This window comes from Marinobacter sp. NFXS9, from assembly GCF_040148665.1.
Lineage (GTDB): Bacteria > Pseudomonadota > Gammaproteobacteria > Pseudomonadales > Oleiphilaceae > Marinobacter_A > Marinobacter_A mangrovi.
Genome location: NZ_JAGDDW010000012.1, coordinates 1 through 12304 on the forward strand (window position 1 = coordinate 1; position 12304 = coordinate 12304).

General features: G+C 58.0%; 15 protein-coding genes. All 15 read right to left on the reverse strand.

Going from position 1 to position 12304, the window contains the following annotated elements; translation table 11 throughout:
- Positions 1–776: 776 nt before the first annotated feature.
- Positions 777–1559 (reverse strand): DUF4124 domain-containing protein, encoded by a 783-nt coding sequence (locus tag J3364_RS16705; RefSeq protein ID WP_349559377.1) that lies wholly within the window; start codon positions 1557–1559, stop codon positions 777–779.
- Between the two features lie 85 nt (positions 1560–1644).
- Positions 1645–2322, reverse strand: coding sequence for a hypothetical protein (locus J3364_RS16710; protein WP_349559378.1), 678 nt, complete (start codon positions 2320–2322; stop codon positions 1645–1647).
- A gap of 136 nt (positions 2323–2458) precedes the next feature.
- On the reverse strand, positions 2459–2770 hold the full coding sequence (locus J3364_RS16715; protein ID WP_349559379.1) for a helix-turn-helix domain-containing protein: 312 nt from the start codon (positions 2768–2770) through the stop codon (positions 2459–2461).
- A 198-nt stretch (positions 2771–2968) separates the two neighbouring features.
- Entirely contained in the window at positions 2969–3154 is a 186-nt protein-coding gene (locus tag J3364_RS16720; RefSeq protein ID WP_203142650.1) for a hypothetical protein, read from the reverse strand.
- 221 nt (positions 3155–3375) lie between these two features.
- A complete protein-coding gene (locus tag J3364_RS16725) occupies positions 3376–3618 on the reverse strand; it encodes a hypothetical protein (protein WP_123634355.1) in 243 nt (80 codons plus the stop codon).
- A 369-nt stretch (positions 3619–3987) separates the two neighbouring features.
- Entirely contained in the window at positions 3988–4227 is a 240-nt protein-coding gene (locus tag J3364_RS16730) for a hypothetical protein (protein WP_349559380.1), read from the reverse strand.
- A gap of 203 nt (positions 4228–4430) precedes the next feature.
- Positions 4431–5255 carry a hypothetical protein gene (locus J3364_RS16735; protein ID WP_349559382.1) on the reverse strand — a complete coding sequence of 275 codons (825 nt, stop codon included), beginning with the start codon at positions 5253–5255 and terminating at the stop codon, positions 4431–4433.
- 242 nt (positions 5256–5497) lie between these two features.
- Positions 5498–5692 carry a hypothetical protein gene (locus J3364_RS16740; RefSeq protein WP_203142648.1) on the reverse strand — a complete coding sequence of 65 codons (195 nt, stop codon included), beginning with the start codon at positions 5690–5692 and terminating at the stop codon, positions 5498–5500.
- A gap of 1 nt (position 5693) precedes the next feature.
- Entirely contained in the window at positions 5694–6200 is a 507-nt protein-coding gene (locus tag J3364_RS16745; protein WP_349559383.1) for a Cif family virulence factor, read from the reverse strand.
- Positions 6201–6237: 37 nt separating this feature from the next.
- Positions 6238–6873 (reverse strand): glutathione S-transferase family protein, encoded by a 636-nt coding sequence (locus tag J3364_RS16750; RefSeq protein WP_349559384.1) that lies wholly within the window; start codon positions 6871–6873, stop codon positions 6238–6240.
- 153 nt (positions 6874–7026) lie between these two features.
- A complete protein-coding gene (locus J3364_RS16755) occupies positions 7027–7887 on the reverse strand; it encodes a PhzF family phenazine biosynthesis protein (protein ID WP_349559385.1) in 861 nt (286 codons plus the stop codon).
- Between the two features lie 190 nt (positions 7888–8077).
- Positions 8078–9208 carry a fatty acid desaturase gene (locus tag J3364_RS16760; RefSeq protein WP_349559386.1) on the reverse strand — a complete coding sequence of 377 codons (1131 nt, stop codon included), beginning with the start codon at positions 9206–9208 and terminating at the stop codon, positions 8078–8080.
- Positions 9209–9709: 501 nt separating this feature from the next.
- On the reverse strand, positions 9710–9853 hold the full coding sequence (locus J3364_RS16765; protein WP_123636685.1) for a DUF3096 domain-containing protein: 144 nt from the start codon (positions 9851–9853) through the stop codon (positions 9710–9712).
- A 157-nt stretch (positions 9854–10010) separates the two neighbouring features.
- A complete protein-coding gene (locus tag J3364_RS16770) occupies positions 10011–10886 on the reverse strand; it encodes a carbon-nitrogen hydrolase family protein (RefSeq protein WP_349559387.1) in 876 nt (291 codons plus the stop codon).
- An 18-nt stretch (positions 10887–10904) separates the two neighbouring features.
- Positions 10905–12278, reverse strand: a complete 1374-nt coding sequence (locus J3364_RS16775; RefSeq protein ID WP_349559388.1) for an APC family permease — start codon at positions 12276–12278, stop codon at positions 10905–10907.
- Positions 12279–12304: the final 26 nt, after the last annotated feature.

A 12304-nucleotide genomic window follows, 5' to 3' on the forward strand; every position in this document is an offset into this window, starting at 1 on the left:
AAAACGGACGGCATTTACGCCTGATATTGGCTATTTTATGGTCAACCCCGGCGTTGCCGGATGAATCGGCAGAGACCGGTAAATTGCTGGCTGTCTGAAAACGGCGTTTTTGCAGGGGCGACTAATTATCTTCAAGATTTCTAACTTTATGTACGTTCCTTACGATAGCTCGAAGCCCACCAATGTCTTGCATTCTCGCCAAATTCATACTTGGATTTTTCTGAAGCTTACTAATTATTGACGGCGTACGCTTGAGCCTTTGCGCAACAATCGCGTCAGGATCTATCGTATAGAGTTTTACCCGAAGAGTGGCTTGAAAAGTATTTATCGGATATGAGTGTATAGCCCTCCAATTACTCAAAACATCCATCGCGCCCCATAATTCGTCAATATAAATATAGTCCGCCCTCAAAATATCACCAGCCTTATTAACTCTGGTCTTTGAGTAGAGTGGCTTAATTTTTTGCACGATCTAACCTCTACAAAATATCGAAGTAAAGCGGGTAAATCTTTTTACGGTGATAATTTCAAAAGTCTACGCCATCGCATACAGGCATTATCCATATATGCTTCACTCTTGGTGCTCTTATCCTTCCGAAACTCTGCCGCCCAGTACTCGCACATTTTCTTCGCTTCCCACAAAAAATAGGGACAGATTTATTTATCGACCTCTAAGGCAAGTCGACACATACTCTTGGCTTAATTCCCGTCGCTCTGCCCTCACTGTCCTCAATCTATTAGCCTCGCTGTCGGCAAGCCGAATTTATAGGCAAAATTTACAGCACAAAGTCTTTTTGCTTCACCTCTGCAACTGCTTTTTCATATTTTTCTATTTTTCGCTGCCACTCGTCTCGGCTATCTTGCCCCGGACACATATCAATGTGCGTTAACTTGTCGTCCATTTCCCTTCTTGACTCTACCTCAGCAATCCTTTTATTAGCCTCAAAGGGGTTATTCGGCACGTCCAACCGCGGGTCGTTTCGTAAGGTATACAATCGGAGAATCTTTTCAGGATCTCTGGTATCACAATAGGAATTTCTTTTACGCCTACATTCGGCGATAGCCTCTTGGATTTTTTCTTGTTTGCGTTTCTCCCATTGATCGATCCGTTTTTCTCGCTCCTCGTCGCACTCCGTTGCTTGCTTCAACATGTTTTTCCATTGGGCGATCATTTCTTCCGCCTTGGAGAGACTGACTGGTTCCCAGCCCCCGTATTTATTAATGATGTTTATTTGAGGCTCTCCAGAGCCAACATAAGGGTATTCGGGCTCAGCTCTCTTTTTTAGACTACCTGTTCCAGACGAATTTTGACGCGGAGCTTCATTCTGTGCGTAATCTGGACGAGTAGCTCTTATTTCCATCTCGCTTTGCTTTGAAGTATTTGCGCAAGGCGTTGCCTGGTATGCAATCTGCCCCGCCGAATCCTCACACTTGTACACGCCTGCTATGGATGTAGCTGAAAGGAAAGCAAAACTCATCCCTACAAAAACTCTCAGCAAGCCTACCAATGCTCCTAGACTGGCTTTGACTTGAGAATGTCTTAGTACATCAGGAAACATCAATAGAGTCCTTGTTCTTTGGTTTAATCCTTCACCTCGTCATCAGCGAAGGCACATTTCGTCGCAAAAATAGGGACAGATCTATCTATCGTCCACGAAGGCAAGTCGACGCATATTCCTGGCTTAGTTTCCTTCGCTCTGCCCTTAATCTATTCCCCTCGCCAACGGTATACCCTGCACGCAGTTTGTCCTGAATGTAGTCCAAACGCTGATTCATGTGCTCGCACCGGCGCGATAGAGCTTCAGCTTCCCTATTTTTCCTGGCGGCATCTGCTCGACGTGCGGCGAGCAGATCGCTTTGGCGGTTCGGGGTACTTGGCACAGAAGCGGAACTAATGAGTGTCGTGCGTGATCGGCCGCTCAGGCGCTCATATCGACTGCAGGCTTGTTCCCGGAACTTCTTATTCTTGTTGGTGCGATCCGTGGCGTATTCCTTATTCCAGAACCGGCACATCTGAGCTGAGCTACGGATGGCTCCCGCATTTTCCTCAGGATCGCTCTGTGGTTTTTGAGCCTGTCTAGGCGCCTGTATCTGGTTAACGGGTCGACTGTATGACGGCCGGACCGTATGGGTCACAACAGCATTGTTCAGGTCTTGCGAAGGGGTGCCGAACGTAATATCGACAGTCGGGAGCTGGATACCCAGGGCGGTTTCAATAGACCGGACAGCAGGGGTGAAAAAGGTGAACGCCAGTCCAGTAACGATAGCGACGGTTAAGAGGTTGCCAGTGACAACGGCAATGAGAGTTTTCCAGAAACTCACAGTCAGCTCCTTTGACTGGGTGCGGGTAGGACATGACTAGATAGTAGACAAACTTTGCCGAGGTCGGCGAGAGGGGAAATGTAAAACTGAGTGAAGATTCAAAGGATGGCGCGAGCCCTTTCCTTGATAAGTCACGCTACCAAGCAGTGTCGCTAATCAAAATGGACGCTTCATGGGCCGAGCTCGCCGTCGTTGTGGCACGGAAACCGAGCGCGTCGAGCATGTCGAACATCGAGTCGATGGTGAACTTGTCGAGCTTGGCGTTCTTCAGGTCGGAAATCCGTGACTGGTGGACGTTTAACTTCTCAGCCGCCTGTGCCTGGGTCCAGCCTTTCTCTTCGATCAGCTTCGTCAGCATGATCGATAGGTCCATCTTCATGGCCATTTTGCTGGCAACGTCGGCCTCGTGAGCGACGTGGAACGGGCTGTCATAGAATTTGAGAGCCATGATGCACCTCTTCTAATTTGCGCCTCATGCATCATATAAAATTTTATATGAAGCGCAAATTACCCACTTCCCCATCGCCTACCGCACTGTACTTTTTTGCCTGTTTTTGAACTCTCCGGATTTACCAAGCACCTGTTCTGACAGGCTTTGTACGTTTACGCAGCCTCGGTTCCCCTTCCCTATGAGCAAAACGCCCCATCAGGCCGCCGGCTCGGTCAGCAACGGATGCAGCAACATGTCCATATAGTGCGCAGCAGCATGGAGGCTGTCGAAGCTGTAGAGCGTGCCCTCTCCGTCCAGCTCGATCCGGTAGATGGTGTGCTTCGGTGACAGCTGCTCTTTGACGAGTCTGACGAACGTGTGATCTTGCAGTATGTCCTGCATGGCGCACCTTTTTTTTGACTGAAAAAACCGTACCGTCCATGGCCGTCCAGTGAGGTGCCATCCGGCACCGAATGCAACACGCCCTGACCAACAGGAGGATCGCCAGAGCAGATGTATTGAATCGCGGTCAGATGACAGCCGTGTGAAAGCCCGTCTTTCTGGTCAGAAAAAGGCAGCAGGCGCGGCGGTGGGCCGCCACGCCGGAGGGTTGGCACGGGACACTAGAGAATGATGGTCTTGCGATCGACCAGTGAATTATCGCTGTCGTACTGCAGGAAACCGAAAAAGTCGTCCTCGACCTGCCACGCCTTATAGCTGGTGACGAGGTTGTCGTCTTCGTCCAGGAGCTGGAAGGTTTCCTTGAGACAGGAGGGCGTTCGTTCAGGATCGAGTTCTTCCTGAAGGCGCCGTAGATGGCAACCATGGGGGATGCTGATGCACTCGCGCAGATGCTGTTCGATCATCTTTGCCTCCGGACATTGAGATGTTTCGTCTGGCGAATCGATTGCTGAGAATAATCCTTTCCGTGTTTCGCGAAAATAGGTGACAACCTGTAACAAACTGTGTCGCCACGACTCCAGCGATACCACACACCGGATCAGGCCTGTGTTTTCGCATGCCGCCCCTGAATAACCGCCCCTTAAATTTTTAATTCATAAAAAAGCCAGGCTTAGCCTGGCTGAAGAATATGGAGTCTCATCCAACGTAGGTTTCCCCAATGCACGTTTTCAGAGTAGTGCCGGCAAAAGTCAGTTTGATGACAGCAGCCCCGCCATCGCACCCTGAATGGAAACGGGTTAGAAGGGAATCGCGCCGGGCTAATCTGCGCCCGGCTATGCGACGATCCGCGGCATGGCGTGCAGGGGTTCCGAGGAGACGATCCGGTCTCGGCGGGACCGTTGAACGTCCAGGGGATGCAACAGCATGTTGAGGTATTGTACGGCGGTGTGCTGGCTGTCGAAGCTGTACAGTGTGCCCTCACCTTCGACTTCGATGCGGTAAACCGTGTGTTGCGGGGTAATCTCTTCTCTGACCAGCCTGACAAAATCGTGATCTTGCAGTACGTTCTGCATGGGGCACCTTGTTGTTGATGACTGAAAAACCGTACCCTCCGTGGTCTTTCAGCTCGGTGCTGTCCAGCACCAGACCACAGCTTACGGATGGATCAGCGATAAAACCAGAGGATGAATATTCAGGCCGCTTTCGGCGACATGTCCGGGAGGAAATCGGGAAGCCACAGACGCTCCGCGATCACGCGCACACGTCCCGACCGACCTCAAACCTGCCCCAAGTCCCGGTATGTCGACACCCGGTTTAACCAGCCGGCCAGCCATTTCTTGCGCTCGTCCGCGTTAGGCGCGTTGTTGGCCCGCTGCTTGAGCACGTCGGCGGCGGCCACGCGGAAACGTTCCAGCGCGGTGCCCTGATCGATGTCGTCCATCCGCAGGAGCACCTGCCGCAAGCCCCAGCCCTGGCCATGATAGGCCTCCCGATCGGACAGCCCTTCTCCCTTGAAGTTGACGTAGTCGATCAGCGCGTAGATGCCACCCAGAGTGCTGCGCAGCTCATCCATGCGCTCGCGCATGGCCGGCCGGTCGGCCTTCGGTGTGGCATCGAGGATTTCGTCCAGGGAATCCTGGGTGCGCTCGTACATGAAGCGGGCCTGGATGTGCCGGGTCTCGTCCAGGAACCAGCGCAGGAATTCCACCTGGGGGCCGTGCTGATGCAGCAGGAAGGTTTCCCGGTCCGGCCAGGGCGCATCAATCGGGTTCATATCGGCGAGCCATTCGGGCATGCCGACGGACTCTGACGCCATGTACTGCACCAGTTCCGGAAAGCTCTCGGCGTAGGGCGCTTCGACGCCCTTCGGGTACCATTTGAAATGGCCGATGCCCAGGGTCGGGAAATCCTCCCCCTCGCTCCAGTGCACCAGGCAATCCACCTTGCCGGCGCATTCGTTCTGGTAGATTTTGCCGGCAATCCAGGACAGCTGCTGGTCAGACAGCTTCAGTTCCACGTCGGGTTTGGTCAGGGCGGCGCCACACACGGTCAGGGCAACCGTTAGCAATAGCAGTGCGAATAGAGAACGGAAACGTCTCACGATAAGGGTCCACAAGCGCTGATTGAATGGCGCCCAGAATACCCGAGAGACGGTCCGGATTCGGCTTATCGATTTGTCATTATGGGCCGCCACCGTAGGTCATTGTGTGATCAGAAAAAGCCTTTACCACGACCTACACTTGAACGCCGGAACCCCTTGTTTTGAGCAAGTTCGGCGGCTTTGGGAGACGTGTTTTATTGCGTACGGTTAACAATTGCAGGTAATCGGCGTCGCGGGGATCACTACAGCGATTCGCGCTCCCGCTCGTACTCGTCATAGCTTTTCTCGTAGCGGGCCATGCAACGCTCATAGGCTTCCGGCGGCAGCGTGCCACACTCCCGCTCGCCGCTGCTCTGGATGGACTCGTACATACCTCGGCTGGAGCAGCCGGATAACGCCAGTACCAGTATCGCGGCCAGTGCCGCAAAGCGTGTCATGTCATCGCACCTCATGCAGGTCCGCACCGTCCAGGTGCCAGTGCAATTGGGCCTGGGAGGCGCCGGGCACGTCGTTGACCCGGCGCACCACATAGTGCCCGTCAAACTGCTGGGTTCGGCCGTCCGTGCGCTGGGCGTGGATGCTGACCGGCACCATGGCGTAGACGGAGCCGGCCGCGCCCTCGGGACGCACCGTGCCCGTGACGTCCACCGTCACCCGGGCCGTCTGCGCAAAGCCGCTCACGAAATCGTCGTAGGTCTGACCCGGTGGGCCGGATTCGCCCCACTGGGCATAGGCGGTGTCGTAATCGCCGGCGTTTATCGCGGCGTAGTATCGCCGGACGACGTTGATGGCGCCGTTCACACTGCGGTCGATCGGCGCCGCGGACATCGCGCCGGACGGCGGTTCGCCCGTCGTGCCGTTGCCCGACGTAGCGGATTCGGTCGGTTGGCCGCTGCAGGCCGTCAATGCCATCACGGCCAGTATGCAACATCCCCTTCTCAGCATGACGCTTCTCCGATGATTCCGGTGGAACGGCGATGCCTCAGGCGGACTCGCCCAGCTTTTCATCGATGGCCGTGGCCGTTTTCAGCGCCGGCCGGTCGGCCAGACGCGCGCCGTAGGCCTCGAATTCCGGCCGCTTCGGCAGCGACCCGAACTGCATGCCCCACATCACCTGGGCGCCTACGTACACATCGGCCGCCGTAAACCGCTCACCCGCGATGTACGACGACCCGGCAAGTGCCTTCGCAAGGGTGTCGACGGCCAGATCATAGTCGCCATAGCCGACCATGCGTCGTTGCTCATCACTGATGGACACACCCAGCACCCGGTTGATCACCGCCGACTCCAGCGGTCCGGCGGCGAAAAACAGCCAGCGATAATAGGCGGCCCGCTCCGACGGCTGCGGCGCCAGTCCGGCGTCCGGAAATGCTTCGGCCAGGTAGGCGCAAATCGCCGCACACTCGGTCACGATCTGCCCCTGGTGAACGATGGCCGGCACCTTCCCCATCGGATTGATGGCCAGGTACTCGGGCGATTTCATGGTTGTGCCGTACTCCAGCAATTCCTGGCGGTAAGGCACGCCGGTTTCTTCAAGCATCCAGCGGACAATCCGGGCCCGGGACATGGGGTTGGTGTAGAAGACCAGATCGCAGTCGGGGGATTCAGTAAGGGCCATAACAACGCTCCTTGTTGCGGTGTGACAGTGTCGTGGATTGGAAGGCGCACCACGGCTCTTCGTGCGCGTGAGCCGCAAACCAGTATCAAAGCATACAAACCCGGGACCGACCAGTGACGAAGCCTTCGCCCAAGGTGCTCCCTGACAATCGAGCTAGCAATCGATTTCCTGAACGCGCTCCATCGGCACCGCCGTGCCTGACACCACAATGCCGCCCATCTCGGGAATACGTACAGTCAGTCGGCTGGGGCGGCCCATTGCCTCGCCCTGGCGGATATGGAGGGTGTAGGGCACCGGTACGATGCCCGCGTTGCGAAGGTAGCCGCCCAGGGCGGCGGCCGCGGCGCCGGTGGCCGGATCCTCCACCACACCGCCGACTGGGAACGGATTGCGGGAGACGAACACATCGGCTGCCTCCCGCCAGATCAACTGCAGCGTGGTGAGGCCGTCCTTCAGCATCAGCGCCTTGAGCCGTTCGAAATCATAATCCAGCGTGGCCAGACGCTTTTCATCACGCACGGCCAACACCAGGTGCCAGGCTCCGGCGTAGGCCCGCACGGGTGGCAGTGATGCGTCCAGCTCGCCCAACTGCCAACCGAGCGCGTCCAGAGCATCACTGAGAAGCTCGCTGGGCGCCGGCTCGTATTTGGGCTCGACCGAGGTCAGGGCGGCTTCAAACAGGCCGTCCTGCGCACGCACCTCGACCGGCACCTTGCCGACGACGGTCACCAGTTGATAAGTGCCCTCGCCTTCCAGTTCCCCCAGCACGACACCGGCGGCGATCGTCGCGTGACCGCAGAAAGACACTTCCGCCTCCGGGCTGTAATACCGCACGATCCGATCCGTTCCTGTTGCCGGTGCGATGAAGGCAGTCTCCGAAAAACCGACGTCGGCGGCGATCCGCTGCATGGTTTCAGGGGTTGGCAAGTCCTCGCCGATCCAGACGCCAGCAGGATTGCCGCCTTCGGGGTTATGAGAGAACGCGGTGTAGCGGTAAAGCGAGCCGTCACTCATAAACGGATGCCTCACAGAAGGGAATCAGGGAGCCCATCTAACAAGTATGGCCTGCCACGGCGTGCCTGTGTAACCGATATCAGGGGAATTTCGCGCAGAGCTCATCCAAGATACCGCCCCGAACTGACCGCTGGCGGTCAGTTCGGGGCCTCGCGGCGGGGAATTGGAGAAGGCCCGGGTGTGGCAGGTGTCAGATGGACGTTTCCGGCACGGGTTTCCAGCGTCCGTTATGCGCTTTTACAGCCGCGTAGGAGGTGATCCGGTGGTTGTCGGCATCCCACAGGTTGTTGCGCAGCGCCGCTGGGATGTCGCGCAGGGAGATCCGTTTGACGTCGGCGAAATGGTGCGCGTAAGTGCGATGGCATTCCGCCAGCCGGTAGTTGGGAATCGATGCCGAGAGGTGATGGATGTGGTGGTAGGCGATGTCGGCGGTGAACCAGTTCAGCCAGCCGGGGAGCGCCAGGAAGCTGGTGCCTTCGACGGCCGCCCGGTTGTAATCCCAGTGGTGTTCGTCCGCGGCCCAGGCGTCTTCAAAATTGTGCTGAACGGTAAACAGGATAATCCCGCCGGCACCCGCCAGGGACAGGCTGATCAGGTAAATCGCGAAGAAGGCCAGCGGGCCGATTGCCAGGCTCATGCCGGCCCAGAGGCTGATCAGGACCAGGTTGTTGCCGGTGATGTGGCGGTACTCTTTCCCGTTCTTCCAGTAACGCGTCTGGAAGTCCGCCGCGAGGCTGTGCAGGGAGCGACGCGGCTCTCGCCACTTGCCTTTCAGCAGGTGGCTGGCCAGCGCCAGACTGCCCTTGATCCAGGTGAAACGCGGGTTGAAGATCAGGTACATGAACCCGCCCACCGGCGCCATCGCGATATGGCGGGTGACCCGATAAAGCGTCTGCTGTCGGGGAGACAGCGCATTGAACTCGTCGAGCGAGAGCGTGGCCAGCGGACCGCGGTAGAGGTCCCAGTTGCCGTTGGTGGCGTGATGATAGGCGTGATTGCGGGACCACACATACTGGGGCATGCCGCAGATGACACCCAGCACAAAGCCGGCCACCTTGTTATAACGGGGTGTGGCGAATAGCGAGTTGTGCCCGCATTCATGCATCAGGACAAACACCCGCAGCAACAACAGGCAGATCGCGGCGGTGCAGGCCGCCGTCAGCCACAGGGACACCGTCAGGCTCGCAATGGCCAGATACCAGGCAACCAGGTAAGGAATGAGGGTGGACGCCAGTTGGAAGGCGGCGATGGCATTACTTTTGGTGGAAAAACGCGCAACAATCTCTTTCTTTTCGGCGGCCAACGCCGTTGTTTTTGTCATGACGATTTACAACTTGAAGTACCCCTGAAATTTCCCTTCGAAGGCACGCCGCGCAGACGCGTGCCGGCCACCACCTCCTCCGGCAGCCCGTGATAAGACAGGTCTTGAACGTCCCGTGTGATTGATTTTTTGCAGGAACGCAACGGCCTTACCCCGTCCGCGACACACCGGAACCCTGCCTCTAATTATTCATTTTTCAGGCACTTATAACGGGCGCCAGTGTCGCGCGGAAAGGCCAAGCTAACACTTCAATTGTGAAATAGATATGAAACTCAAAGAGTTTTAGGCAACAAATTGTTTCAAAAAGGCGGGGAGGAAGCAGTCAGACTTAGCCGACTGCTTCGGATATCGTGCGGTTTCAGAACGGTATTCCAGCGTTTCTCAACCCGTTCGCCGACATTACGGTGAGTGGGTCATTCGTGCGGGCCTCGCTTTCCGGCCCACCCGGACACGAAATGTTCATACAACGTGCACGCGAGACGATGACAGCAGCTCCGCCAGTCAGAAGCCGTGCCCAAGCAGACCGAGAATACCCAGTGCGATGAGATAGAACGCCACGATGTAGTTGAGCAGCCGCGGGAAGAACAGAATCGCCAGGCCCGCGCCCAGCGTAATCAGCGGGGCCACTTCAAGATGAATCGTCATACCGGACTCCTTCTGGCAGGTGATGGGAACCGCTGCGCAACAGCTCTGTCGCGTCAGGCGATAAGTCGTCTACTTCGATAACACTAGCAAACGCCGGCAGTTCCCCGGATTAAGATCACCTTGCCATTTGTTCAGCCTGCGCCCGGAGGGAACGGCCTCAGAACTTCTTTGGGTCCAGCCGCCCCTCGTACATCGGCAGCTCGATCACCGGGTCGTCGTCCCGGAATTGAGACCACATCCGGTTCAGTCCCGCCGTGCCGAACTGCCGCACCCGCTCGACTTCACCGAGATTGAGGACATCCGTCAGGATGCCCGGCGAGGCCCCCGGCATGGCCGTGCGCGTGCGCCCTTCCGGATCCACGATGAGACTCTGCCCCATTCCGGCAGGCTCGGCCATGTTGGCGCTGACCACAAACACCTGGTTGAAGATCGCATTGGCCTGCACCAGGATCTGCTCCTGAACCCGGTCGCAGGTGGTCGTCGCGGCCTGGTTGATGATCACCTCGGCGCCCATCCACGCCAGCTGGCGCGACACTTCGGGAAACCAGATGTCGTAGCACACCGCCAAACCGACCCGGGCCACGCCGGGCACGTCGAACACCACAAACGCCTTGCCCGGCCGGTACGGCTCGAACGGCCGCCAAGGGAAACATTTCCGGTAGGCGGCTACCAGCTCGCCGTCCGGCGAGAAGACCGGCGCGGTGTTGTACAGATGGCCGTCTTCACCGCGCTCGCACACCGTACCCGGCAGCAGCCAGACGCCGAGCTTGCGGGCGATCTCGCCCAGCCGTCGGATACGCGGGCCGGACATTGGTTCGGCTGCCGCCTCCAACTGGGCCGTCCGCTCGTCCGGCGTGCCCTCGGCGCTGCATAAATGCAGCTCCGGATAGACCACCATGCGGGCTTGCGTGAAGTCCGGGCCGAAGTCGCTCAGGTAGGTGGCGACTTCGTGCTCGAAGCCCTCCAGCCCGGGGTCGTCACCCGGGCGGCGGGCCGGCGCCTGGGCCAGCAGGAGGGGCAGATATCGGGACATGGTTTTCCTCACTCGTCGTTAGACCGGTTCAGCGGCGTGGGTGTTGGTCTCGGCGTCGTCCTCACTGAAATCCACTTCCGGCGGCTGACGCGAGAAGAAGCGGGTCAGGTAGGCCAGGTGAACCAGGCCAATCGCCAGCCATACCAGTCCCAGCACCACGGCGTGGATATCCAGTTTGGTCATCAGCCACAGGTTGACCACCGCGCCAATCGCGGGCACGACGATGCCTTTCAGGGCGTTGTACTCACCACGCATCCGGGCGTCCCGGAAGTACATGACAATCACCGACACGTTGACCATGGTGAAAGCGATGAAGGCACCGAAGTTGATGAAGGACGCTGCCGACAGCACATCCAGGAACAGCGCCACCACGCCGATCAGCCCCGTCAGTACGATGCTGAACACCGGCGTGTGGAACCGCGGATGCAGCGCACCGAAGAGCTTGCGCGGCAACACCGAGTCACGCCCCATAGCGAACAGCAGACGCGAGGCGCTGGCCTGGGCCGCGATGCCGGAGGTGAACTGCGCCAGCACCATGCCGGCCAGGAAGATGGCGCCAAACAGGTCCGCGCCGATGGTCTTGGCGATCTCGAAGGCGGCGGAATCCGCATCGTTGAACACCGCACCCGGATGCACGAGCTGTGTGGTGTAGCCCACCAGCACGTAGATGCCACCACCGATCAGCGCCGTCAGGATGATCGCCCGGGGGATGTTACGGCGTGGGTTGATGGTTTCCTCGGTGAGCGTGGTCACCGCATCGAAACCCAGGAACGAATAGGCCGCGACCGCCGCGCCGGCAGCAATGGTGGTAAAGCTGGAATCCGCATTAATAAACGGCGCCAGGCTGAACAGGGCATCCGTGCCGCCCTCGGCGAACACATGGCGCAAGGACAGCACCACGAAAAAGACGATCACCAGCACCTGGAACGCCATCAGCAGCGAGTTGACCTTCGCCGCCAGTTTGATGCCGTAGACGTTCAGCACCGTGGTGATGCCGATGAAGCCCAGCAGGAACACCCAGCTCGGCACGTCCGGGAAGCGCGCGTGCAGGTATGCCGCGCCGATCAGCCAGATCACCATGGGCAGGAAGAAGTAATCGAGCAGCACGCCCCAGCCGACCATGAAGCCGACGCGCGAGTCGATGGTCTTGCGCACGTAGGTGTAGGCCGAGCCCGATACCGGGAAGGCGCGGGACATGATGCCGTAGCTGTAGGCCGTGAACAGCATGGCGATGGTGGTGATGATGTAAGCAGTCGGCACCGATCCGTTGGTGGTGCTGGCCACCACGCCGAACGTCCCGAGGACAATCAGCGGCGTCATATACGCCAGGCCGAACAACACCACGGCCCGTAGCGATAAGGTTCTCTCCAGTTTAATGCTGTCTTCTGACATAACCCGTCTCCACAATCGGTCTGGGC

Coding starts and splice junctions, on each gene's coding strand:
- J3364_RS16720 (WP_203142650.1), bottom strand. CDS start 3,154: ATGCAGGACATACTGCAAGATCACACGTTCGTCAGACTCGTCAAAGAG.
- J3364_RS16770 (WP_349559387.1), bottom strand. CDS start 10,886: ATGTCCCGATATCTGCCCCTCCTGCTGGCCCAGGCGCCGGCCCGCCGC.
- J3364_RS16765 (WP_123636685.1), bottom strand. CDS start 9,853: ATGACGATTCATCTTGAAGTGGCCCCGCTGATTACGCTGGGCGCGGGC.
- J3364_RS16775 (WP_349559388.1), bottom strand. CDS start 12,278: ATGTCAGAAGACAGCATTAAACTGGAGAGAACCTTATCGCTACGGGCC.
- J3364_RS16715 (WP_349559379.1), bottom strand. CDS start 2,770: ATGGCTCTCAAATTCTATGACAGCCCGTTCCACGTCGCTCACGAGGCC.
- J3364_RS16705 (WP_349559377.1), bottom strand. CDS start 1,559: ATGTTTCCTGATGTACTAAGACATTCTCAAGTCAAAGCCAGTCTAGGA.
- J3364_RS16750 (WP_349559384.1), bottom strand. CDS start 6,873: ATGGCCCTTACTGAATCCCCCGACTGCGATCTGGTCTTCTACACCAAC.
- J3364_RS16755 (WP_349559385.1), bottom strand. CDS start 7,887: ATGAGTGACGGCTCGCTTTACCGCTACACCGCGTTCTCTCATAACCCC.
- J3364_RS16730 (WP_349559380.1), bottom strand. CDS start 4,227: ATGCAGAACGTACTGCAAGATCACGATTTTGTCAGGCTGGTCAGAGAA.
- J3364_RS16725 (WP_123634355.1), bottom strand. CDS start 3,618: ATGATCGAACAGCATCTGCGCGAGTGCATCAGCATCCCCCATGGTTGC.
- J3364_RS16760 (WP_349559386.1), bottom strand. CDS start 9,208: ATGACAAAAACAACGGCGTTGGCCGCCGAAAAGAAAGAGATTGTTGCG.
- J3364_RS16740 (WP_203142648.1), bottom strand. CDS start 5,692: ATGACACGCTTTGCGGCACTGGCCGCGATACTGGTACTGGCGTTATCC.
- J3364_RS16745 (WP_349559383.1), bottom strand. CDS start 6,200: ATGCTGAGAAGGGGATGTTGCATACTGGCCGTGATGGCATTGACGGCC.